Genomic DNA, 23149 nt, shown 5'->3' with positions numbered 1-23149 from the left:
ACCGGGGGAGTGCGCCCCGGCCGCGGCCGACGTACCGGAGCGGTCCTGAGCGGTGCCTCGCAGTCAGTGGGTCCCCGTAGGATGGAGGGCATGGCCAAGACCAGTACGACGACCCAGGGGCTGCGCGCGGCGATCGAGCGCAGCGGCTACTACCCGGCCCTCGTGGCCGAGGCGGTGGAGGCCGCCGTCGGCGGCGAGCCGATCCGGTCGTACCTGGTCCACCAGGAGACCACGTTCGACCAGAACGAGGTGCGCCGGCACGTGACCGTGCTGGTCCTCACCGGCAACCGCTTCATCGTCAGCCACACCGACGAGCAGGCCGCCGACACCACCTCCCCGACGCCGTACGCCACGACGTCCACGGAATCCGTGAAGCTCGGCCGGATCTCCTCCGTCGTCCTCAGCCGGGTGGTCGCCAACCCGGAGTCGTACACGCCGGGCTCCCTGCCGCGCGAGGTCGTGCTGACCATCGGCTGGGGTGCCGTCTCCCGCATCGACCTGGAGCCGGCCGCCTGCGGCGACCCCAACTGCGACGCCGACCACGGCTACACCGGCAGTTCGACGGCGGACGACCTCAGCCTGCGCGTGAGCGAGGCCGGCGACGGCCCGGAGACGGTTCGCCAGACGCTCGTCTTCGCACAGTCGCTCTCCGAGGCGACAGCGGACGTAACCCGCTGATGAGCCACCCGCGTCCCCCTGCCGCCACCTCCTGGGACTTCCCCGAACCGCTCGCCGTGGGCTCCGCGCCCGTCCCCGAGTACGGCTCCGGCTCCCTCGCCGACCTGCTGCCCACGCTGGCGGCGGGCATGGGCGTGCCCGGCACGACCGCGGCGATCCCGGAGCTCGCCCCGGCCGACCGCAACTGCGTCTTCCTGATCGACGGCCTCGGCTGGGAGCAGATCAAGAGCCACGCCGACGAGGCGCCCTACCTCCACGCGCTGCTCGGCAGCTCGCGCGGCGGCACCGGACGCCCGCTCACCGCCGGCTACCCGGCGACCACCGCCACCTCCCTCGCCTCCGTCGGCACCGGCCTCCCTCCGGGCGCGCACGGCCTGCCCGGCTACACCGTGCGCAACCCGGAGACCGGCGCCCTGATGAACCAGCTCCGCTGGCAGCCGTGGACGGCCCCGGGCGCCTGGCAGCCGTACCCCACCGTCTTCCAGCTCGCCCACGAGGCGGGAGTGCACGCCGCCCAGGTGTCGTCCCCCACCTTCCAGAACACCCCGCTGACCAAGGTCGCGCTCAGCGGCGGAACGTTTCACGGGCGGCTGACCGGCGAGGAGCGCATGGACTTCGCCGCCGAGCAACTCGCCGCCGGCGACCGTTCGCTCGTCTACACGTACTACGCGGAACTGGACGGTGCCGGGCACCGCTACGGCGTCGCCTCCGACACCTGGCGCGGCCAGCTCATGTACGTCGACCGGCTCGTCCAGCGCCTCGCCGAGCAGCTCCCGCCGCGCAGCGCGCTCTACGTCACCGCCGACCACGGCATGGTCGACGTGCCCTTCGACGAGGAGCACCGCATCGACTTCGACGCGGACTGGGAGCTGCGCGCCGGCGTCGCCCTGCTGGGCGGCGAGGGCCGCGCCCGCCATGTCTACGCCGTGCCGGGCGCCGAGGACGACGTCCTGACCTGCTGGCGCGAGGTGCTCGGCGAGCAGTTCTGGATCGCTTCGCGCGACGAGGCGATCGCCGCGGGCTGGTTCGGACCGCAGGTCGACGAGCGGGTGTACGCCCGCCTCGGCGACGTGATCGCGGCCGCCCGGGACGACGTCCTGATCATCGCCTCCGAGCGGGAGCCCAAGGAGTCGGCGATGGTCGGCAACCACGGCTCGATGACCCCTGCCGAGCAGCTGGTCCCGCTGCTCGAAGTACGCTCCTGACGCCCGGAAACCTTCCCCCGCCTCCTCGACCCGCCACCTTCACCCTTCTCCGAAAGGCGCTCGACTTCCCATGCCCGAGCTGGTGTTCTTCTCCGGAACCATGGACTGCGGGAAGTCGACGCTGGCTCTCCAGATAGAGCACAACCGCTCCGCGCGCGGCCTCCAGGGCATGATCTTCACGCGGGACGACCGTGCGGGCGAGGGCAAGCTGTCCTCCCGTCTGGGCCTGGTCACCGACGCGGTCGAGGTCGAGGACGGCCAGGATCTCTACGCCTCCCTCGTCGAGCACCTCTCGCAGGGCGGTCGCGCGGACTACGTGATCGCGGACGAGGCGCAGTTCCTGGCCGAGGAGCAGATCGACCAGCTCGCACGGGTGGTCGACGACCTGGACATCGACGTCTACGCCTTCGGGATCACCACCGATTTCCGCTCCAAGCTGTTCCCCGGGTCCCAGCGGCTCGTCGAACTCGCCGACCGCGTCGAGGTCCTCCAGGTCGAGGCCCTGTGCTGGTGCGGCGCCCGCGCCACGCACAACGCCCGCACGGTGGGCGGGGTCATGGTCGTGGAGGGCGCCCAGGTCGTCGTCGGAGACGTCGACCAGGCGGACACGGTCGGCTACGAGGTCCTGTGCAGGCGCCACCACCGCCGCCGTATGACCTCGGCGTCGGCGCGCGCGGCGGCCCTGTCGCCGGACGTGCTGCCGGTGCAGCAGGTCTGACCGCCCGCGGCTTCGGGGACCGTCCTCACCGAGGTCCCTGGATCAGGGAGAAGTGGGCCCCCTCGGGGTCGGCCACACTTGCCACGCGCCCGTGCTCGCTGTCCTGAGACGGCTCGAGGACGCGCCCGCCGAGTGCGACGACGTGGCCGAGCGCCGCGTCGGTGTCGGCCACCTCGAAGTACGTCGTCCAGTGCGGTCCCCGGTCCCGGGGCAGAGCGGTGCCCACCCCGTGGATGCCGGCGACCGGGCGGCCGGCGACGTGCAGGGTCACGTGGTCGAAGTCGGGGGAGACCACCGTCTCCTCGTAACCGAAGACCGTCTCGTAGAACTTGCGGACGCCCGCGGCCTCGTAGGTCGTCAGCTCGTTCCAGGCGGGGGTGCCGGGCACGCCCGTGATGGTGGTGCCGACGTGGGCCGCCGCCTGCCAGACGCCGAAGACGGCGCCGGAGGGGTCGGAACCGATGGCCAGCCGCCCGGCGTCGGAGGCGTCCAGCGGGCCGACTCCGACCGTGCCGCCGCACAGCCGGACCGTTTCGGCGGTCGTGTCCACGTCGTCCGAGGCGAAATAGGGCGTCCAGGCGACCGGGAGATGCCGGTCCGGGGGGAGTTGGCCGATGCCGGCCACCTCACGGCCGTCGAGCAGCGCCTGGACGTAGGGACCCAGTTGCTGCGGGCCGGGCCGGAACTCCCAGCCGAACAGCTCGCCGTAGAACTCCTGCGTCGCGGTCAACCCGTGCGCCATCAGACTCACCCAGCAGGGTGTACCGGGCGCGTACCGGCCGTGTGCTGCGCCGGTCGGGCCGGCCGACCCACCTGCCTCGGTCATCGTCACTCTCTCCTCGGCCCCCCGCGGTGGCCGTGTCGCTTCCGCCCTCGGAGGATGCCTGATAGGGGGTTCTCATCGATGTACGCGTGGTTGTCGCCGTATGTCGATCGCCTGCACGGCATGTGCTCGATCCCGTACGCCCCGTGATCGAGCCTGTCCGGCCGAGCAGAGTAGCCGGACACGCGCGATGGGGCCACCCCGTACGCGAGGATGGTGACCATGAACGCCATCATCACCGCATCGGAACTGGCCGGCGACCTGGCGGGGGAGAACCCTCCCGTCGTCCTCGACGTCCGCTGGCAGCTCAGCGTCGCGAAGGCGGCGGGGGAGCCGCCGTTCGACGGGCGCGCCGCGTACGAGGCCGGGCACGTGCCCGGCGCGGTCTACGTCGACCTGGACCGGGAGCTCGCGGGCGCGCCGGGCGGCCGGGGCCGGCATCCGCTGCCCGACCTCGCGCTGTTCGGGTCCGCGATGCGCCGGGCGGGTGTCTCGGCGGGCAGGCCGGTGGTCGTGTACGACGGCGGGCAGGGCTGGGCGGCGGCCCGCGCGTGGTGGCTGCTGCGCTGGACGGGTCACCCGGACGTGCGGGTCCTCGACGGCGGGTTGCCGTCGTGGCAGGGGGACCTCTCGCAGGACGTCCCCGCGCGCGTGGAGGGCGACTTCGAGCCGGCGCCGGGCGCCACGGGACTCCTCGACGCGGACGGGGCGGCCGCTCTCGCCCATTCCGGAGTGCTGTTCGACGCCCGCGCGGGGGAGCGGTACCGCGGTGAGGTCGAGCCGATCGACCGGGTCGGCGGGCACATCCCGGGCGCCGTCTCCGCGCCCACGAACGACAACGTGGGCCCGGACGGCCGCTTCCTGCCCGCCGAGGACCTGAGGGATCGCTTCAAGGCGCTGGGGGCGTCCGACGGCACCGAGGTCGGCGTCTATTGCGGCTCGGGTGTCTCCGGCGCCCACGAGGTGCTGGCCCTGGCCGTCGCGGGCATTCCGGCGGCGCTGTACGTCGGCTCTTGGTCGGAGTGGTCCTCGGACCCGGCCCGGCCGGTCACCGTGGGCCCCGACCCCCGGTAGTCCCGTCGCGCGGACACGTGGGGGAGGGCCGCACCGAACAGGTGCGGCCCTCCCCCACGTATGTACGGGTGTGTTCACCGGATTCTGCGAACCGGCCGACACCTCGGGCGAGTCGCCCGAGGGCCGGTTACTCCTGCTTCTTCCGCCGGGTGCCGAACACGATCTCGTCCCAGCTCGGCACCGCGGCCCGGCGGCCCGGACGGACGCCGTCCGCCTCGGCCTGACGGTCGGTGGCGCCGACGAGACGGTCGCGGTGGCTGCCGACGGAACGCGGCATGAGGACGTCCGCGTAGGCGGATCCGGCGGAGGCGGCCGGCGCCGGGGGTTCCTCGGCGACGGGCTCCTGCTCGTCGGGTTCCTCCGGAGCGGGCTCCGCCGGGCGCTCCGGGACGACCATGTCGCCACGGAAGCTCGGCACCGCCTCCAACAGGCTGGTCAGAGAGTCGCGTTCCCGCTCGCCCGGGCTCTCCTCGGCCGGCTCGGGCGGCTGGGCCGGCAGGCTGGGCCGATCGAGCGTGCGGTCCAGCGGACGGTCGCGCGGCAGCCGTGCGATGCGCGGGACGAACGGAAAACTCGGCTCGGGAGCGGCCAGGTCGTCGGACTCGCCGATCAGCGAACGCGCCTCGTCGTCGACGGCCTGGACGAGCCGCCGGGGCGGGTCGTACGTCCAGCTCGCCGAATGCGGTTCGCCCGCGACCAGGTAGACCAGCAGGACTTCCCAGGTGCCGTCGTCGCGACGCCACGAGTCCCACTGGACGGTGTCCTTGTCGGCGCCGCGCAGCAGCAGGCGTTCCTGGACGGCTTCACCGAGTTGGGGTCCGGCGTTCTCGCCGGGCCGACGGACCGGGGTCTTCCGGGCCCGCTCGGCCATGAAGGCGCGCTCGGCCAGCACGGGGCCCTCGAAGCGGCGCACACGGTCGACGGGGATGCCGGCCATCTGGGCGACTTCCTCCGCGGTGGCACCGGCACGTATACGCGCCTGGATGTCACGGGGGCGGAGATGGCTCTCCACCTCGATCTCGATCTGGCCGAGGCGGGGACGGTCGCCGCGGACGGCGGCGCGCAGACGCTCATCGATCGGAAGCGTGTACTCCGTGCTGTCCGCAGCCTTCAGCACCAGCCGTGTGCCGTCATTCGAGACGGCCACGACACGCAGTTCGGGCATGGGGACCTCCCGGGTGGTGCCTGCCGACGTCACGTGCGTCGCTGCTTCCGCTAGTCGAGTGTGGCCTGCCCGGGTGCAGCCTGCCACAACCTTGCCGAGTTAACCGGCGTGTCGGGCACAGGCCCTGCGCCGCCGTTATGGCACGGTTACCTATTCGCCACGCTGAGTGATCAACCCCGTCACCCTGTGCAACCAGTTCCCCTCAAGCGGTCCAGCGAGGCCCCGGACATCCTGGAGGGAGACCGGGCCCAGGGCTCGCAACAGTACTCCATTTGGGCCACGTGCGTGGATTGGCGCGCCATCCAACTTCTGTGGAGAGGCGGGACTTGGCCGTCCACGGCGGGCATTTGGCGATCTTGGGCGTGGCGTAGTTCACGCAATCTCCCGAAAAGGAACTCTCGGTTTCGCCCGTACGTCCCCTTCTCGTGCAGTTGCTTGATCAAGTGCGGGAAAGGCAGGCAAGCTCCCGGTATGCGTGAAAGGCCCGAAGCCGCTGGTGAGTCGAGCGCCGGGGAGGAGGTGAAACGGAAGCGGATCGACCTGAGCGTGCCGCAGGTCGCCGGCAGCGCCGTGGCCGCGGTGGTGGCCGCGAAACTCGCCTCGTACTTCGGGGTCTACGGCACGATCCTCGGCGCCGGTCTGGTCAGCGTCGTCGCCACCTGCGGCGGTTCGCTCTTCCAGCACTTCTTCAGGCGTACCGGGGAGCAGCTCCGCGACACGCAGACCCGCGACACGAGGGCGGCCGCGAAACCGGGGGACCGGACGCCGCCCGGGCCGGGCGAGTTCACCGAGGGGACCGTGCATCGCGCACGGCTGGGGCGCCGTAAGCGGCCGGTGGTGGCGGCCGCGCTCGTCTTCGGGGTCGCGATGGCCGGCATCACCACCTACGAGCTGGTGTCGGGCGACACCTTCAGCGGAGACCGGGGCACGACGGTCACCGGGGCGGTCACGGGCGGCGGTTCCTCGTCCGGCACGTCGTCCGGCTCGTCCGGCGAGGAGGCGGCCACCACCTCGCCGTCGCCCTCCGTCCTGTCGAGCGGGGAGTCCACTCCCTCGGGCGGTGGCTCCTCCCTGGCAGGCGACGACGGCGAGGAGGACTCGGGCGACGACACCGGCGGTGGTACGACGACGGGCGGCACGCCGACCCCCACGGCCACGGAAGGGGGCACGGGGGCGGACGCCTCGGCGAGCCCCGCACCCACGGCGTCCGCTACGCCCCCAGAACCCTCCGCAGGTAGTCGTTCTGGAACAGACGATCAGGATCCAGCCGATCCCGCAGCGCCGTGAACTCGCCGAAGCGCGGATAGACACCGGCGAAGTACTCCGCGTCCCGCGTGTGCACCTTGCCCCAGTGCGGGCGGCCCTCGTGGGCGGTGAAGATGCGCTCGGCGGCGGTGAAGTACCCCTGATAGGGCGTGCCCTTGACCATGTGGACGGCGATGTACGCGGTGTCGCGGCCGGAGGCCGTGGACAGGGCGATGTCGTCGGCGGGTGCGGTGCGCACCTCCACGGGGAAGCTGATCCGCAGGCCCGAGCGGTCGAGCATCGCCTTCAGCTCGCGCAGCGTCTCGGTCACCGCCTCGCGCGGGACGGCGTACTCCATCTCGACGAAGCGCACCCGGCGCGGCGACGTGAAGACCTTGTAGGGGATGTCCGTGTAGGTGCGCGCGGACAGGGCCTTGCTGGAGACCTGCGCGATCGCCGGGATCGTGGCGGGCACCGCTCGGCCCATCCACTGGGCCACCTGGAAGACGCCGTTGGAGAGGAGCTCGTCCTCGATCCAGCTGGAGACCTGGCTCACGGGTTTGCGGGGGCCCGCGCTGCGGTTGTTGCGCTTGGTGTTGGTGCTGCCGGTGTGCGGGAACCAGTAGAACTCGAAGTGCTCGTTCTCGGCCCACAGTTCGTCGAAGTCGTCGAGGACCTTGTCGAAGGGCATCGGTTCCTCCCGCGCGGTGAGCAGGAAGATCGGTTCGACGGCGAAGGTGATCGCGGTGACGATGCCGAGGGCGCCCAGGCCGATCCGGGCGGCGGCGAAGAGCGCGCGCTCCTCCTCGGTCCCCTTCTCCGAGCAGGTCAGCACCGAGCCGTCCGCCGTGACGAGTTCGAGCCCCTTGATCTGGGCGGCGATCGAGGCGGACTCGCGGCCGGTGCCGTGCGTACCGGTGCTGGTGGCCCCGGAGACCGTCTGTTCCATGATGTCGCCCATGTTGGTGAGCGACAGGCCCTCGCGCGCGAGCGCCAGGTTGAGCCTCTTGAGCGGGGTGCCGGCCTCGACCGTGACGGTCATGTTGTCGCGATCGATGTCGCGGATGCCGGTCAACAGTTGAGGGCGGATCAACACGCCGTCGGTCGCCGCGATCGACGTGAAGGAGTGGCCCGTGCCGACGGCCTTCACCTTCAGTCCGTCCTCGGCGGCCCGGCGCACGGCATCCGCCAGTTCGTCGACGGAGGCGGGCGTGACCTCCCGCGCGGGGCGTGCGGTGACATTGCCGCCCCAGTTACGCCACGTGGCGTTCTTCCCGCTCGCTGTGCTGCTCAACGGTGCCTCCCCGACCCGGCGCCGGCCTGCTCAGCCGGCGGTACCCCAGGAAACCGACCGCGACCGCGACGGCTCCGGACACGGCCGGAACCCCGTACCCGGCCTGTGCGCCGGCCGCGTCGATGACCCAGCCGGCGATGGAGGAACCGAGCGCGACGCCGACCGCGAGCCCGGTGCTGATCCAGGTCATGCCCTCAGTCAGTTGTGCGCGTGGTACGTGCTCTTCTATGAGGGACATCGTGGTGATCATCGTGGGAGCGATGGCCAGACCCGCAAAGAACAGCGCCACGGCCAGAAACGGCAAGTTTCCGACCAGTAGGAGGGGGATCATACTCACGCCCATCATGAACACGCCCAGCAGCCAGCGCCGCTCCGGTGCCCCCTTGAGGTGCAGCAGGCCGAACACGAGCCCGGCCACGCAGGAACCGGCCGCGTACAGCGCGAGGACGACGCTGGCGGCGCCCTTGTGGCCCTGCTCGTCGGCGAAGGCGACGGTGACCACGTCGACCGCCCCGAAGATCGTCCCGGTCGCCACGAAGGTGACCACCAGGACCTGGAGTCCGGGTGAGCGCAGCGCCGAGCCGCCGCCGCGCTGCTCGCGCGGGTGCGGCGCGGGCTCGGTGGCCCGCTGGGCCGTCAGCCAGAAGACGCCGACGGCGAGGAAACCGGCCGCCAGCAGCGGCCCCGCCTCCGGGAACCAGGCCGTGGACAGACCGATGGAGATGATCGGCCCGAAGATGAAGCACACCTCGTCCACCACGGACTCGAAGGAGTACGCGGTGTGCAGCTGGGGCGTGCCCCGGTACACGGCCGCCCAGCGGGCCCTGATCATCGCGCCGAGGCTCGGCACGGCACCGATGCCGGCGGCGCACACGAACAGGACCCAGTCCGGCCACTCGAAGTGCGCGGCCAGCAGCAGCCCGGCCGCGGCGGCGAGCGCGACCAGCGTCGCGGGGCGGAGCACCCTGCGCTGACCGTGCACGTCGACCAGACGCGAGATCTGCGGTCCGAAGGCGGCGGCCGCCAGCGCGATGGTCGCCGACAGCGCCCCCGCGAGCCCGTAGCGCCCCGTGAGCTGGGAGACCATCGTGACGACGCCGATGCCCATCATCGACAGCGGCATCCTGCCGACGAACCCCGCGGCGGAGAACCTTCTGGAGCCGGGGGCGGCGAACAGGGCGCTGTACGGGCTGGGCACGGGGTCTCCGGTGGGTCCGGGCACGCGCGCGTGACGGTTCGGCGCGGCGTGAGGGAAGGCGGCTCGGCGGGGGCTCGGTAGGCGTGCGGTGAGCCCGGCAGGGCCGGTAAGGCGTGAACGCAGCTCATACAGCTTACGAAGTTAGGCAACCCTAACGCATCCGGGTGCGGGCGGCGCCCCTCCGGCACCCCGCCGTTTCCCGCCTGTCGGAGGCGGGTGGCAGGATCGAGTCATGCGAGACGCGCTCGATGCCACCCCCTACGACGCCCTGCTCCTGCTCTCCTTCGGCGGCCCGGAAGGCCCGGACGACGTGGTTCCGTTCCTGGAGAACGTGACGCGCGGGCGCGGCATCCCCAAGGAACGCCTCAAGGAAGTGGGCCGGCACTACTTCCTGTTCGGCGGGGTCAGCCCGATCAACGACCAGAACCGCGCCCTGCTGGACGCCCTGCGCAAGGACTTCGCCGAGCACGGCCTGGACCTGCCGATCTACTGGGGCAACCGCAACTGGGCCCCGTACCTCACGGACACCCTGCGCGAGATGGTCACCGACGGCCGCCGCCGCATCCTCGTCCTCGCCACCAGCGCCTACGCCTCGTACTCAGGCTGCCGCCAGTACCGCGAGAACCTCGCCGACTCGCTGGCCGTGCTGGAGGCCGAGGGCCTGGAGCTGCCGAAGGTCGACAAGCTGCGCCACTACTTCAACCACCCCGGCTTCGTGGAGCCCATGACCGAGGGCGTGCTGCGCTCGCTCGCCGACCTCCCGGACGAGGTCCGGGACGGCGCGCACCTCGCCTTCTGCACCCACTCCATCCCGAACGCGTCCGCCGACACCTCCGGTCCGGCCGGGGACCACGGCGACGGCGGCGCGTACGTGAAACAGCACCTGGACACCGCACGGCTCATCGCCGACGCCGTCCGCGAGCGCACCGGCGTGGACCACCCCTGGCAGCTCGTCTACCAGTCCCGCTCCGGCGCCCCGCACATCCCGTGGCTGGAGCCCGACATCTGCGACCACCTGGAGGAGCGGCACGCGGCCGGCGTCCCGGCCGTCGTGATGGCCCCCATCGGCTTCGTCTCCGACCACATGGAGGTCCTCTACGACCTCGACACGGAGGCCACGGCCAAGGCCGAGGAGCTGGGCCTGCCGGTGCGCCGCTCGGCCACCGTCGGCGCAGACCCGCGCTTCGCCGCAGTGATCCGCGAGCTCGTCCTGGAGCGCGCCGCGGTGGAGAACGGCATCGACGTCACCCCGTGCGCCCTCGGGGCACTCGGCGCGAGCCACGACCTGTGCCCGGTCGGCTGCTGCCCCGCCCGCGCCCCCAAGCCCGCCGCCGCGGGCGCCGACAGCCCCTACGCGTGAGGAACGGCGTGACCGACCCCCTGCACACCGAACTGCTCGAGCTCGCCAAGGAGGCCGCCCGCCGGGCCGGCGAGCTGCTGCGGGACGGCCGCCCGGCCGATCTCGCGGTCGCCGCCACCAAGTCGAGCCCGATCGACGTCGTCACCGAGATGGACATCGCGGCCGAGAAACTGATCACCGGCCTCATCTCCGAGCACCGCCCCGACGACGGCTTCCTCGGCGAGGAGGGCGCCTCCAGTGAGGGCAGCAGCGGCATCCGCTGGGTGATCGACCCCCTCGACGGCACGGTCAACTACCTCTACGGACTGCCCACCTGGGCCGTCTCCATCGCCGCCGAGCAGGACGGCGAAACCGTCGTCGGGGTCGTCGAGATCCCGCTGCGCGGCGAGACGTACCACGCGGTGCGCGGCGGCGGGGCCCGGGGGAGCGGCGCCCGGGAGGGCGAGCGTGCCCTGTCCTGCCGTGAGGCGACGTCCCTCGACCAGGCCCTGGTGTCCACCGGCTTCAACTACGTCACCGAGGTCCGCGCCCACCAGGCCGACGTCGCGCAGCGGCTGATCCCGCTGCTCCGGGACATCCGGCGCAGCGGCTCGGCCGCGGTGGACCTGTGCGACGTGGCGGCGGGCCGCCTCGACGGCTACTACGAACGCGGGCTCCACCCCTGGGACCTCGCCGCGGGGGACCTGATCGCCCGGGAAGCGGGCGCGCTGACCGGTGGGCGGCCCGGAGAGCGCCCCGCACGCGACCTGACGGTGGCTGCCACCCCGGGCGTCTTCGAGCCCCTCCAGCGACTCCTGGAGGACTTCGGCGCCTGGCACGACTGATCCGCCCGTGCGCGGACACGCGAAGGGGCCCCGGCGCTGGATTCGCCGGGGCCCTCCGCGTGCCTGCGTACTGCTCAGACGCTCGCGGCGCCGACCTCCACACCGTGCTCGGCGGCGAGGCGTCGCAGGTCGTCGAGCTCGGCCTGTTCCACCTCGACGAGGAAATCGTCGCCCTCGTCGAGAGCCCGCGTCAGGTCGGACTCGGTCGTCCTTATGCGGTGCAGAAGTCCTGCGGTGAATGCGTCCATGCTGCGCCCCCTCGTCCTGGGTCGTGGGTCGGTGGCACGGGGGTGTGCCGGTTGGGAAGGGGCGATCACGTCTGCCACAGGGTGCCCAGCACTGCCTGCCGGGCGGCGACGGTGCCGGACACCCACGCCCGCTCTGCGGCAAGCGGACCGCGGAGTACCGCATGGTGCTGCGGCACATGCAGAGCGTGATCGCGGGATGTACAGCCGTCCTCCCCCCGCTCCCTTCCACGGAAACCTCAACCTCACGAGAAAATCTCGCATTCCCGGGCTTCACACCCGCCCTTCATCTTCCGCGCACCCGCCTTACCGCCGACTTATGGCCGAAAAGGGCAGGATGGAAGCCCACACCCACCAAGGCCCCTGCCCGCGTGCGCTCAAGAGCGCTACGCGGGTGGACACAGGAAGGACAAGCGACGTGCGCGTACTCGTCGTCGAGGACGAGCAGCTGCTCGCCGATGCGGTGGCCACCGGACTGCGCCGGGAGGCCATGGCCGTCGACGTCGTGTACGACGGTGCGGCCGCCCTGGAGCGCATCGGCGTCAACGACTACGACGTGGTCGTCCTCGACCGGGACCTCCCCCTCGTCCACGGTGACGACGTCTGCCGCAAGATCGTCGAACTCGGCATGCCCACGCGCGTGCTGATGCTCACCGCCTCGGGTGACGTCAGCGACCGGGTCGAGGGCCTGGAGATCGGCGCCGACGACTATCTCCCCAAGCCGTTCGCCTTCAGCGAGCTGATCGCACGCGTGCGTGCCCTCGGCCGGCGCACCAGCCTGCCGCTGCCGCCCGTCCTGGAACGGGCCGGCATCAAGCTCGACCCCAACCGCCGTGAGGTCTTCCGCGACGGCAAGGAGGTCCAGCTCGCGCCCAAGGAGTTCGCCGTCCTGGAGGTGCTGATGCGCAGCGAGGGGGCGGTGGTCTCCGCGGAGCAGCTCCTCGAGAAGGCCTGGGACGAGAACACCGACCCGTTCACCAACGTCGTGCGGGTGACCGTCATGACGCTCCGCCGCAAGCTGGGCGAACCTCCGGTGATCGTCACGGTCCCCGGTTCCGGCTACCGGATCTGATCCCCCGTGGCATCGACACCCGCGCCTCCCCAGGCGCCCCCGAAGCCCACCTGGGACCCCAGGAGCCCGCAGACCCCCTTCCCCTGGCTGCGCCCGACCATCCGGATACGGCTGACGCTGCTGTACGGCGGGATGTTCCTGATCGCCGGCATCCTGTTGCTGTCGATCATCTACCTGCTGGCCGCGCAGGCCCTGCACGAAGGCAGCGGCCAGTCCTTCCGGGTGAGCGGGAGCAATCTCGCCATCAGCAGTACCACCTGCCCGCAGCTGAACGCGGCGACCAACCAGGACCAGATCACCGAATTCCTCAAGCAGTGCGACGCGACCCAGCGCCAGCACGCCCTGGACGACCTCCTCAGCCGGTCCCTGCTGGCCCTCCTCGGCCTCGCCGTGATCGCTTTCGCGTTCGGCTACGCCATGGCCGGCCGTGTGCTGTCACCGCTCGGCCGGATCACCCGGACCGCGCGCGCGGTCGCCGGCTCGGACCTGTCCCGCCGTATCGAGCTGGACGGACCGGACGACGAGCTGAAGGAGCTCGCCGACACCTTCGACGACATGCTGGAGCGCCTCCAGCGGGCCTTCACGGCCCAGCAGCGCTTCGTGGGCAACGCCTCGCACGAGCTGAGGACACCGCTGGCGATCAACCGCACACTGCTCGAGGTGCACCTTTCCGACCCCGGCGCACCGGTGGAGCTGCAACAGCTCGGCAAGACGCTGCTGGCCACCAACGAGCGCAGCGAGCAGCTCGTCGAGGGCCTGCTGCTGCTCGCCCGCAGCGACAACCAGATCGTCGAGCGTAAGCCGGTGGACCTCGCGGAGGTCGCCGAGCAGGCCATCGACCAGGTGCACGGAGAGGCGACGACCAAGGGGGTGGTGATCCGCGGGGAGCAGAAACCCGCCGTCATACAGGGCAACGGTGTCCTGTTGGAGCGGATCGCGCTGAATCTCGTGCAGAACGCCGTACGGTACAACGTGTCCGAGGGCGGCTGGGTCGAGGTGACCACCGAGGTCCAGCACGGTCAGGCGGTGCTCGTCGTGTCGAACACCGGTCCGGTCGTGCCCGCGTACGAGATCGACAATCTGTTCGAGCCCTTCCGTCGCCTGCGTACGGAGCGGACCGGCAGTGACAAGGGGGTCGGGTTGGGCCTGTCCATCGTGCGGTCCGTGGCCCGGGCGCACGGCGGTCATATCGCGGCCCAGCCGCGCGAGGGAGGTGGGCTCGTGATGCGGGTCACCTTCCCCGTCTGAGATCATGTCGCCGACACACGCGGGGATGTTCGCTTTGCGCGGAATTTTCTGGGTCCCTACCCGGGTTTCCCGTGTGTGATCGATCACAAGGGCGAATTGGCCATCATCCACTCTCCGTGATCATGAATGCCGTCGTAAAGCCCGGAAAATCCGGGTTTTCAGGGGTCCTGATCACGGGAAGTACACGGTGAGACGCCTTTGAAGTGCGGCATTCGGACCGTGTACGGTCCCGATCGCCATCCAAGCCGATCACTCGTGAGGAGTTCGGTTGGGTGTCGATTGAGTAACAGACCTTGATGTGAGGCAAAATCTCCGCCTCGAGGCGGGCACAAGTCCGGCCTCTCACGCGTTACGTGCGCTGGAGACACCGCAGAACACCCAGAGGGGGAGAGGCGAAATGGCTACCGATTACGACACCCCACGCAAGACCGACGACGACGTCGACTCAGACAGTCTTGAAGAGCTGAAGGCCAGGCGGAACGACAAGTCCGCCTCCGCAGTCGATGTCGACGAATTCGAGGCCGCGGAGGGTCTCGAGCTGCCCGGCGCAGACCTCTCGAACGAGGAACTGGCCGTCCGGGTGCTGCCGAAGCAGCAGGACGAGTTCACTTGCATGAGCTGCTTCCTGGTGCACCACCGCAGCCAGCTGGCCCGGGAGAAGAACGGCCAGCCGATCTGCCGCGACTGCGACTGAGGCGGGGTCGGCCGTGACTGGCTCGACCCCTCCTCGGAAGCGCCGCTTCCCCCTGCGGGGAACGGACAAGGGGCCCTCCGAGGGCCCTCACGGCGTGCGTGACGACGAGCGAGGCTCATCCGGTACGGGAGTGGTCCCTGCGGGATCGGCCTCGCTCGAACCCGCGGCCGACCGGGCTGACCTCCCGGTCGCCACGGGGAGCGCCGCCCCCGTCGCCAAGCGGCGGGCGGCGGTCATCCGCGACAAGGCGACGGACCTCGCCAGGGAAGGCGTCCGCAAGGGCGGTGCCCGCGCCAGGGCGGGTCTGGGGCACCTCGCCGACCGGATCATCGACCTCGCCCCCCGGGTCCCCGTACGGGACCTCCAGACGCTGCGCAGGCAGTTCCCCGGTCTCGGGCCCGAGCAGCTGGCGGACAAACTCGTGTCGGGCGCGGCGACCGCCACGTCCACCGTGGGCGCCGGTATCGGCGCGGCGGCGATGCTTCCCGTGCCGCCCGCGATGCCGACCGAACTGGCCGCGGAGATCACCGGGGTCGCGGCGATCGAGCTGAAGCTGATCGCCGAACTCCACGAGGTCTACGGCGTGCGGCCGGCGGGCAATCTCAAGGACCGCAGCACGGCGTATCTGCGCTCCTGGTCGGGCGAACGCGGCGTCGACGTGCTGAAGCCCTCCTCCGTCAACTCGGCCCTCGGTGGCCAGATGAAGCGCGAGCTGCGCCAGCAGATCATGAAGCGCATGGTCCGTGACCTGCCGAACCTGATGCCGTTCATGGTGGGCGCCGCCGTCGGCGCGGTCATGAACCGGCGGGACACCAGGAGAGTGGCCGCGAAGGTCCGGGCCGACCTGCGGAAGATGCAGGTGCCCTGGGACGCGCTGCCGGAACTGCCGCCGCTGGAGAGGCCGGCGGATCCCCTCGCCATCGGCGAGATCTCCGAGAACCCTCTGCACGCGCTGGGTTCCGACGACCCCGGGAACCCCGGGAACCGCGGGAAACCCGGCGGATCCGGACGCTGAGCTCCGGTCAGGCCGTCGTTTCCCGCGCCGCCTTCAGCGCCTCTGCCAGGCGCTCCGGCTGCCGCGTCGACAGGTACAGGTAGGGCGTGGGGTCGTCCGGGTCGGTGACCTCGACCCGCAGGGCCCCGGGGATGTACGAGCGCAGCAGCAGGAAGGCCCGGGTGTCGGCCTTGTACGTGCGCCAGGCGCGCGCCTCGTCCGCGTCCAGGATCTCCGCCTCGCCCAGGGCCGCGACCGGGATCTTCGCCTCGCCCGCGATCAGCGAGTCGCCCACGACGCGGATGCGCAGCGAACCGTACGAGCTGGCCACGACCGCCGCGGCCGCGGTGCCGCCGACCAGGCCGCCGAGCAACGGCAGGGTGCCGAAGGGCAGCAGGATCAGGGCCATGGAGACACCCACGAGGAACGAGACGAACCACCACGATCGGGGTGCGGTCAGGCGTTCTTCGTACGGGGTGGTCGAGAGCTGCATGGAGCCAAGCTTGGCACGGTGTCCTGATGTGGCGGACGCGCGGGTAAGGTCTGCGGCTGTGAGTGGTACTTCCGCAGCTCTTGAGCCTCCGGCCGATGCCGTGAAACCCGTCCGGCACCCCGACGCTCCCGTGCCCGGCGAGCTTCTCGGTGCCCACTACGAACACTGTTTCGGATGTGGCGGCGAGCAGACCCATGGGCTGCAACTGGAGGCGCGCGCCGGCGAGGGGGTGACCGTCACCGCCGAGTTCATCGTGCAGCCCGCCCACCAGGGCGCGCCCGGCCTCGCGCACGGCGGGATCCTGGCCACCGCCCTCGACGAGACACTCGGCTCGCTGAACTGGCTGCTGCGGACGATCGCCGTGACCGGGCGGCTGGAGACCGACTTCGTACGGCCCGTGCCCGTCGGCACCACGCTGTACCTGGAGGCCGAGGTGACGGCCGTGGCCAGGCGCAAGATCTACTCGAGCGCCACCGGGCGGATCGGCGGTCCCGACGGGCCGCTCGCCGTCCGTGCCGACGCGCTCTTCGTCGAGGTCGCCGTCGAGCACTTCGTGAGCCACGGCCGGGAGGCGGAGATCCAGGCCGCCATGAGCGACCCGGACCAGATCAGGCGCACCCGCGCCTTCGAGGTGAACCCGTGAGCCGTGATCCCCTGAACGTCCTGCTCCGTCGCGTCGACCCGGACGTACCGCTTCCGACGTACGAGCACCCGGGTGATGCCGGGGCCGATCTGCGCACCACACGCAGCCATGAACTCGCGCCGGGCGAGCGGGCCGTGCTGCCCACGGGGGTGTCCATCGCCCTGCCCGAGGGGTACGCGGCCTTCGTGCACCCGCGCTCGGGGCTGGCGGCCCGGTGCGGCGTCGCCCTGGTGAATGCCCCGGGGACGGTTGATGCCGGGTACCGTGGGGAGATCAAGGTGATCGTGGTGAATCTCGACCCGCGCGAGTCCGTGCGGTTCGAGCGCTTCGACCGGATTGCCCAACTGGTCGTCCAGCAGGTCGAGAAGGTCCGCTTCCAGGAGGTGGCGGAGCTTCCCGAATCGGCGCGGGCCGCAGGGGGCTTCGGGTCCACCGGCGGGCATGCCGCCGTGGGCGGTGAAAGCGGTACAAGCGCCTCGGCCGCCGAGGGCGGCGCGACGGGTGGGAATCGATACGCTTCGGTCGTATCCGACCGGGAAGGACAGTGACGTGTTCGGACGTCGCAAGAAGAAGGGTGCCGCCGAGGACGCGGCCGGCGAGGCCGAGCAGGTCGTCGACAGTGTCGACGCTGAGGCGGACGACGTAGAGGGCGAGCGCGAGCGGGTGAGGCTCGAGCCCGAGCCGCGACCCGACGGTCCCTGGGACGACTCTGAGGTGCGCGACCCCGCCGAGGGCCGCGTGGATCTGGGCGGGATCTTCGTGCCCGGCGTCGACGGCATGGAGCTGCGGGTCGAGGTCGCCGGTGACGCGATCGTCGCGGCGACCGTCGTACTGCGCGACAGCGCCATCCAGCTCCAGGCCTTCGCCGCTCCCAAGCGCGAGGGCATCTGGGGCGAGGTGCGCGAGGAGATCGGCTCCGGCATCACTCAGCAGGGTGGCATCGTCGACGAGGTCGAAGGCCCGCTGGGCTGGGAGCTGCGTGCCCAGGTGCCGGTGCAGCTGCCGGACGGCACGGGTGGCTTCCACGTCGTGCGGTTCGTCGGTGTGGACGGTCCCCGCTGGTTCCTGCGCGGGGTGATCTCGGGCCAGGGCGCGGTGCAGCCGCAGGCGGCCGGTCTGCTCGAGCAGATCTTCCGGGACACCGTGGTGGTCCGCGGCGAGGGCCCGATGGCGCCGCGCGACCCGATCGTCCTCAAGCTGCCGAACGACGCGCAGATGGTCCCCGAGGGCGTCCAGCAGCAGGACGACAGCTCCCGCTTCTCCGGCGGCATGGGCCAGCTCCAGCGTGGACCGGAGATCACCGAGGTCCGCTAGTCCACGACGGCAGACGGCACGGCTGAAAGGGCCGCACCCCGCACGGGGTGCGGCCCTTTCAGCCGTGCCTGCGTCCCGCGTTCTTCTCGTGTGTGAACCCTTGACGGTCCATTGGTCTGGACCTACGGTCTCCGCTCAACGCCTGAGTTCATAAGGGCGCTCTGTGTTCACATACAAGAATGAAACGGAGCTGCTGTGCGCCGAACCGCATTCCTTGTGACCGTCTCCGCCCTGGTCCTGGGCGCTCTCGCGTCCCCGAACGTCCCCCGGGCCCAAGCCGCCCCCGCCGCCTTCGCCCACCCCGGGGTCACCGTCTCCCGGGCACAACTGGACTTCGTCCGGGACAAGGTCGGCTCCGGGGCCCAGCCCTGGAAGGGCGCCTTCGACCAGCTCCTGGCGAGCAAGTACGCCGGCCTGAACCGCACTCCCAAGCCCCGCGCCGTGGTCGAGTGCGGCTCCTACTCCAACCCGAACTACGGCTGCACGGACGAGCGGGAGGACGCGCTCGCGGCGTACACCGACGCCCTCGCCTGGTACGTTCACACGGGACGAGCGGTACGCGAAGAAGGCCATCGAGCTGATGGACGCCTGGTCGGCCGTCGTCAAGGACCACACCAACAGCAACGCGCCCCTGCAAGCCGGCTGGGCCGGCTCCTCCTGGCCGCGGGCCGCCGAGATCATCAAGTACACGTACACCGGCGGCTGGGCCGGCTCCGGCCGCTTCGCGACCATGCTGCGCGACGTCTATCTGCCCGAGGTCATCAACGGCTCCAACTCCAACGGCAACTGGGAACTGTCCATGACGGAGGCCGCGATCGGCATCTCCGTCTTCCTCGAGGACAGGGCGTCGTACGACAAGGCCATGGCGAAGTTCCGCACCCGCACGGCCGCCTACGTCTACCTGGCCTCCGACGGCGAGCTGCCGAAGACCGTGCCGAGCCAGAACCTGAACACCCGGGACAAGGTCGTCGCCTACTGGCAGGGACAGGGCACGTTCGTCACCGGCCTGACCCAGGAGACCTGCCGCGACCTCACCCACACCGGGTACGGCATCTCCGCGATCTCGCACGTCGCCGAGACCAGCCGGATCCAGGGACAGGACCTGTACGGCACCGACGTCGGCGAGCGGCTGCGGCAGGCCCTCGGCTTCCAGGCCAAGTACGAGCTCGGCGCGGCCGTCCCGAGCTGGCTGTGCTCCGGATCCCTGAACCAGGCGCTCGGCCCGGTCACCGAGGTCGGCTACAACGCGCTGCACAACCGTCTGGGCATCGCGATGACCAACACCCAGACGCTGACCCTGCGGAACCGCCCGGCCGGCAGCAACAACCTCTTCGTCGCCTGGGAGACGCTCACCCACGGGGACAATCCCGCCTGACCCGATGCCCGTGACCCGACGTGCGTGACCGATGCGCGTGAACCGATTCGGGGGGCTCGTCCGATGATGGGGTGAGGGGCGCCGGTGATCGTCCGCCGCGTCAGGGTTGCGTCAAAGACGTCCCTCACCTGTCAGCTCGCCCCCTGCGCCGGAACCGCCGGCCGTAGGGTCGACGCTGCGTAGGCGGGAGACACGGGAAGGCGGGAGGGCCATGGCACGCGGAAAGCTTCGGATCCACCTCGGTGCGGCACCGGGCGTGGGCAAGACGTACGCGATGCTGGCCGAGGCGCACCGCCGGGTGGAGCGCGGCACGGACTGCGTGGTGGCGTTCGTCGAGCACCACGGACGGCACCGCACCGAGCTGATGCTGCACGGCCTCGAACAGGTCCCGCGCCGCGAACTGGAACACCGGGGCGGCCTCTCCACCGAGATGGACGTGGACGCGGTCCTCGCCCGTGCCCCGCGCGTGGCCCTGGTGGACGATCTCGCGCACACCAACGCCTCGGGCTCGCGCAACAGCAAGCGCTGGCAGGACGTGCGGGAACTGCTCGCCGCCGGCGTCGACGTGGTCTCGACCGTGAACATCCAGCACCTGGAGTCCCTCGGCGACGTCGTGGAGTCGATCACCGGGGTCCGGCAGGCGGAGACGGTGCCCGACGAGTTCGTCCGGCGCGCCGACCAGATCGAGCTGGTGGACATGTCGCCGCAGGCACTGCGCCGGCGGATGGCGCACGGGAATATCTACCGGCCGGACAAGGTCGACGCCGCCCTGTCCCACCACTTCCGGCCCGGAACCCTCACCGCCCTGCGGGAGCTCGCCCTGCTGTGGGTGGCCGACCGGGCCGACGAGTACCTGAAGCAGTACCGCAGTGAACACCGGGTGTCGGCGATCTGGGGCTCGCGCGAGCGGATCGTGGTCGGACTGACCGGCGGACCGGAGGGGCACACCCTGATCCGGCGGGCGGCACGGCTGGCGGAGAAAGGCGCCGGCGGGGAGGTGCTGGCCGTGTACATCGCCCGCGGCGACGGGCTGACCTCCGCCTCGCCCGAGGAGCTGGCGGTTCAGCGCACCCTCGTCGAGGACCTGGGCGGCTCCTTCCACCAGGTGATCGGCGACGACATCCCGGCCGCGCTGCTCGACTTCGCCCGCGGGGTCAACGCCACGCAGATCGTGCTCGGCTCCTCGCGCCGCAAGGCCTGGCAGTACGTCTTCGGGGCCGGGGTCGGCGCGACGGTCGTCCGGGAGTCGGGGTACGACCTCGACGTGCACATCGTCACCCACGACGAGGTCGCCAAGGGGCGCGGGCTGCCGGTGGCCCGGGGCGCCCGGCTCGGGCGGCGCCGGATCGTCTGGGGCCGGCTGGTCGGTGTGGTGGGCCCCGTGCTGCTGGCGCTGCTGCTGAACACCGTCCACCTCGGCCTCGCCAACGACATGCTGCTGTTCCTGGCCGTGACGGTGGCGGCGGCGCTGCTCGGTGGGCTGCTGCCGGCCCTCGCCTCGGCGGCGCTGGGCTCGCTCCTGCTGAACTACTTCTACACACCGCCCCTGCACCGGTGGATGATCGCCGACCCGAAGAACATCGTCGCCATCGTGATCTTCGTCGGGGTGGGAGTGTCGGTGGCGTCGGTGGTGGACCTGGCGGCCCGGCGTACGCACCAGGCGGCCCGGCTGCGGGCCGAGTCGGAGATCCTGTCCTACCTGGCGGGCAACGTGCTGCGGGGCGAGACCAGCCTGGAGGCGCTGCTGGAGCGGGTGCGCGAGACCTTCGGGATGGAGTCGGCCGCCCTGCTGGAGCGGGCCGACGACACGGCGCCGTGGACCCGCGCGGGCCGTGTCGGGAGCGGACGGCCGGTCGAGCGGCCCGAGGACGCGGACGTGGACGTGCCGGTCGGCGACGACCTGGCGCTGGTCCTCACCGGGCGGGTGCTGCCCGCGGAGGACCGGCGGGTGCTGGCCGCGTTCGCCGCGCAGGCGGTCGTCGTACTGGACCGGCGGCGCCTTCGGGAGGAGGCCGACCAGGCCCGTGCGCTGGCCGAGGGCAACCGCATCCGTACGGCCCTGCTGGCCGCCGTGAGCCACGACCTGCGGACCCCGCTCGCCGGGATCAAGGCAGCGGTGTCGAGCCTCAGGTCGGACGACGTGACCTGGTCCGAGGAGGACCGGGCGGAGCTGCTGGAGGGCATCGAGGAGGGCGCGGACCGCCTGGATCACCTGGTGGGCAACCTGCTGGACATGTCCCGCCTCCAGACCGGCACGGTCACGCCGATCATCCGGGAGACGGACCTCGACGAGGTCGTGCCGATGGCACTCGGCGGGGTGCCCGATCCGGCGGCGAGCGTGGAGCTGGACATTCCGGAGTCGCTGCCCATGGTCGCCGTGGACGCCGGGCTGCTGGAGCGGTCGGTCGCGAATCTCGTGGAGAACGCGGTCAAGTACAGTCCGGGCGGCGAGCCCGTGCTGGTCTCGGCGAGCGCGCTGTCCGACCGGGTCGAGGTACGCGTCGTGGACCGCGGGCCGGGCGTTCCGGACGAGGCCAAGGAGCGGATATTCGCCCCGTTCCAGCGCTACGGCGACGCCCCGCGCGGGGCCGGGGTGGGCCTGGGTCTCGCGGTCGCGCGTGGCTTCGCCGAGGCCATGGGCGGCACCCTGAGCGCCGAGGACACCCCGGGCGGCGGCCTCACCATGGTCCTCACCGTCCGAGCGGCGGGACCGCGCCCCGAGCCGCACACCGCACAGCCCGCACGACCCGAAAGGCACGCCTCATGCTGAGCCCGGCCGAGGGGGCGCCCCAGGCCCCCACGCGAGTGCTCGTGATCGACGACGAGCCGCAGATCGTCCGCGCCCTCGTGATCAACCTCAAGGCCCGCGGGTACGAGGTCGACGCGGCCCCCGACGGCGCCACCGCCCTCCGGCTCGCGGCCACCCACCACCCGGACGTGATCGTGCTCGATCTGGGGCTGCCGGACATGGACGGCGTCGAGGTGATCAAGGGACTGCGCGGCTGGAGCAGGGTGCCCATCCTGGTGCTGTCCGCCCGGCACTCCTCGGACGAGAAGGTCGAGGCGCTCGACGCGGGCGCCGACGACTACGTCACCAAGCCGTTCGGCATGGACGAACTGCTGGCCAGGCTGCGGGCCGCCGTCCGCCGGGCGGAACCGGCCGGGGGCGGCGAGGACGAGGTACTGGTGGAGACCGAGACGTTCACCGTCGACCTGGCGGCGAAGAAGGTCGACCGGGCCGGGAAGGACGTCCGGCTGACCCCCACGGAGTGGCATCTTCTGGAGGTGCTGGTGCGCAACACCGGCCGGCTGGTCGGCCAGAAGGAGTTGCTCCAGGAGGTGTGGGGGCCGTCGTACGGAACGGAGACCAACTACCTGCGGGTGTACATGGCCCAGCTCAGACGCAAGCTCGAGGCGGATCCGTCGCATCCCCGGCACTTCGTCACCGAACCCGGGATGGGATACCGGTTCGAGCGCTAGTGCGATG

General features: G+C 71.4%; 22 protein-coding genes and 1 pseudogene. 17 read left to right on the top strand and 6 right to left on the bottom strand.

Annotated elements, in window-relative coordinates:
* Positions 1-81 precede the first annotated feature (81 nt).
* From OG440_RS09035 to OG440_RS09025, 3 genes are all read left to right on the top strand, one after another.
* Complete coding sequence (locus OG440_RS09035; RefSeq protein ID WP_406011301.1) at positions 82-678, top strand: DUF5998 family protein; 597 nt, start codon at positions 82-84, stop codon at positions 676-678.
* A complete protein-coding gene (locus tag OG440_RS09030) occupies positions 678-1883 on the top strand; it encodes an alkaline phosphatase family protein (protein ID WP_406006319.1) in 1206 nt (401 codons plus the stop codon). The genes OG440_RS09035 and OG440_RS09030 overlap by 1 nt, the downstream gene beginning before the upstream one ends.
* 70 nt (positions 1884-1953) lie before the next feature.
* A complete protein-coding gene (locus OG440_RS09025; RefSeq protein ID WP_406006318.1) occupies positions 1954-2601 on the top strand; it encodes a thymidine kinase in 648 nt (215 codons plus the stop codon).
* 25 nt (positions 2602-2626) lie between these two features.
* Here OG440_RS09025 and OG440_RS09020 read toward each other — a convergent pair whose 3' ends face one another.
* Positions 2627-3427 carry a VOC family protein gene (locus tag OG440_RS09020; protein WP_406006317.1) on the bottom strand — a complete coding sequence of 267 codons (801 nt, stop codon included), beginning with the start codon at positions 3425-3427 and terminating at the stop codon, positions 2627-2629.
* A gap of 219 nt (positions 3428-3646) precedes the next feature.
* Between OG440_RS09020 and OG440_RS09015 the strand changes: the two genes are divergently transcribed.
* Positions 3647-4498: a sulfurtransferase gene (locus OG440_RS09015; RefSeq protein WP_406006316.1), complete on the top strand. Its 852-nt coding sequence runs from the start codon at positions 3647-3649 to the stop codon at positions 4496-4498.
* 127 nt (positions 4499-4625) lie between these two features.
* Here the strand turns inward: OG440_RS09015 and sepH are convergent, their stop codons facing one another.
* A complete protein-coding gene (gene sepH / locus OG440_RS09010) occupies positions 4626-5663 on the bottom strand; it encodes a septation protein SepH (protein ID WP_406006315.1) in 1038 nt (345 codons plus the stop codon).
* 471 nt (positions 5664-6134) lie between these two features.
* Between sepH and OG440_RS09005 the strand changes: the two genes are divergently transcribed.
* Positions 6135-6950, top strand: a complete 816-nt coding sequence (locus OG440_RS09005; protein WP_406006314.1) for a hypothetical protein — start codon at positions 6135-6137, stop codon at positions 6948-6950.
* On the opposite strand, the gene OG440_RS09000 is transcribed toward OG440_RS09005, so the two are convergent.
* Positions 6874-8202 carry a D-arabinono-1,4-lactone oxidase gene (locus tag OG440_RS09000; RefSeq protein ID WP_406006313.1) on the bottom strand — a complete coding sequence of 443 codons (1329 nt, stop codon included), beginning with the start codon at positions 8200-8202 and terminating at the stop codon, positions 6874-6876. The genes OG440_RS09005 and OG440_RS09000 overlap by 77 nt on opposite strands.
* Positions 8162-9400, bottom strand: a complete 1239-nt coding sequence (locus tag OG440_RS08995; RefSeq protein ID WP_406006312.1) for an MFS transporter — start codon at positions 9398-9400, stop codon at positions 8162-8164. The genes OG440_RS09000 and OG440_RS08995 overlap by 41 nt, the downstream gene beginning before the upstream one ends.
* A gap of 232 nt (positions 9401-9632) precedes the next feature.
* On the opposite strand from OG440_RS08995, the gene OG440_RS08990 reads away from it, so the two are divergent.
* Positions 9633-10760, top strand: coding sequence for a ferrochelatase (locus OG440_RS08990; protein ID WP_406006311.1), 1128 nt, complete (start codon positions 9633-9635; stop codon positions 10758-10760).
* An 8-nt stretch (positions 10761-10768) separates the two neighbouring features.
* Complete coding sequence (locus OG440_RS08985) at positions 10769-11584, top strand: inositol monophosphatase family protein (RefSeq protein WP_406006310.1); 816 nt, start codon at positions 10769-10771, stop codon at positions 11582-11584.
* Positions 11585-11658: 74 nt separating this feature from the next.
* On the opposite strand, the gene OG440_RS08980 is transcribed toward OG440_RS08985, so the two are convergent.
* Entirely contained in the window at positions 11659-11832 is a 174-nt protein-coding gene (locus OG440_RS08980; RefSeq protein WP_406006309.1) for a hypothetical protein, read from the bottom strand.
* Between the two features lie 415 nt (positions 11833-12247).
* Here OG440_RS08980 and OG440_RS08975 point away from each other — a divergent pair, with 415 nt between their 5' ends.
* From OG440_RS08975 to OG440_RS08960, 4 genes are all read left to right on the top strand, one after another.
* A complete protein-coding gene (locus tag OG440_RS08975) occupies positions 12248-12901 on the top strand; it encodes a response regulator transcription factor (RefSeq protein WP_020125132.1) in 654 nt (217 codons plus the stop codon).
* Between the two features lie 6 nt (positions 12902-12907).
* A complete protein-coding gene (locus OG440_RS08970) occupies positions 12908-14149 on the top strand; it encodes a sensor histidine kinase (RefSeq protein WP_406006308.1) in 1242 nt (413 codons plus the stop codon).
* Positions 14150-14546: 397 nt separating this feature from the next.
* The gene (locus OG440_RS08965; protein ID WP_003993510.1) at positions 14547-14843 is read left to right on the top strand and encodes a DUF4193 domain-containing protein; all 297 of its coding nucleotides are present in this window, start codon (positions 14547-14549) and stop codon (positions 14841-14843) included.
* Positions 14844-14856: 13 nt separating this feature from the next.
* The gene (locus OG440_RS08960) at positions 14857-15858 is read left to right on the top strand and encodes a hypothetical protein (RefSeq protein ID WP_406006307.1); all 1002 of its coding nucleotides are present in this window, start codon (positions 14857-14859) and stop codon (positions 15856-15858) included.
* A 7-nt stretch (positions 15859-15865) separates the two neighbouring features.
* On the opposite strand, the gene OG440_RS08955 is transcribed toward OG440_RS08960, so the two are convergent.
* A complete protein-coding gene (locus tag OG440_RS08955; RefSeq protein WP_406006306.1) occupies positions 15866-16330 on the bottom strand; it encodes a DUF3093 domain-containing protein in 465 nt (154 codons plus the stop codon).
* Positions 16331-16388: 58 nt separating this feature from the next.
* Between OG440_RS08955 and OG440_RS08950 the strand changes: the two genes are divergently transcribed.
* The 6 genes and pseudogenes from OG440_RS08950 to OG440_RS08925 all read left to right on the top strand — a co-directional run bounded on the left by OG440_RS08950 (position 16389) and on the right by OG440_RS08925 (position 23142).
* Positions 16389-16973, top strand: a complete 585-nt coding sequence (locus OG440_RS08950) for a PaaI family thioesterase (protein ID WP_406006305.1) — start codon at positions 16389-16391, stop codon at positions 16971-16973.
* Positions 16970-17521 carry a dUTP diphosphatase gene (gene dut / locus OG440_RS08945; protein ID WP_406006304.1) on the top strand — a complete coding sequence of 184 codons (552 nt, stop codon included), beginning with the start codon at positions 16970-16972 and terminating at the stop codon, positions 17519-17521. The genes OG440_RS08950 and dut overlap by 4 nt, the downstream gene beginning before the upstream one ends.
* A 1-nt stretch (position 17522) precedes the next feature.
* Positions 17523-18287 carry a DUF3710 domain-containing protein gene (locus tag OG440_RS08940; protein WP_394640247.1) on the top strand — a complete coding sequence of 255 codons (765 nt, stop codon included), beginning with the start codon at positions 17523-17525 and terminating at the stop codon, positions 18285-18287.
* Positions 18288-18482: 195 nt separating this feature from the next.
* Positions 18483-19662 (top strand): annotated as a pseudogene (locus OG440_RS08935) (alginate lyase family protein).
* Between the two features lie 211 nt (positions 19663-19873).
* Positions 19874-22432 carry an ATP-binding protein gene (locus tag OG440_RS08930; RefSeq protein WP_406006303.1) on the top strand — a complete coding sequence of 853 codons (2559 nt, stop codon included), beginning with the start codon at positions 19874-19876 and terminating at the stop codon, positions 22430-22432.
* Positions 22426-23142: a response regulator gene (locus OG440_RS08925; RefSeq protein WP_406006302.1), complete on the top strand. Its 717-nt coding sequence runs from the start codon at positions 22426-22428 to the stop codon at positions 23140-23142. Before OG440_RS08930 ends, OG440_RS08925 begins: the two co-directional genes overlap by 7 nt.
* The last annotated feature ends 7 nt before the right edge of the window (positions 23143-23149 follow it).

Source organism: Streptomyces sp. NBC_00637, from assembly GCF_045161545.1.
Taxonomy (GTDB): Bacteria; Actinomycetota; Actinomycetes; order Streptomycetales; family Streptomycetaceae; genus Streptomyces.
Note: the sequence above shows the minus strand (reverse complement) of the source record. Positions and strands in the feature narration are given on the sequence as shown.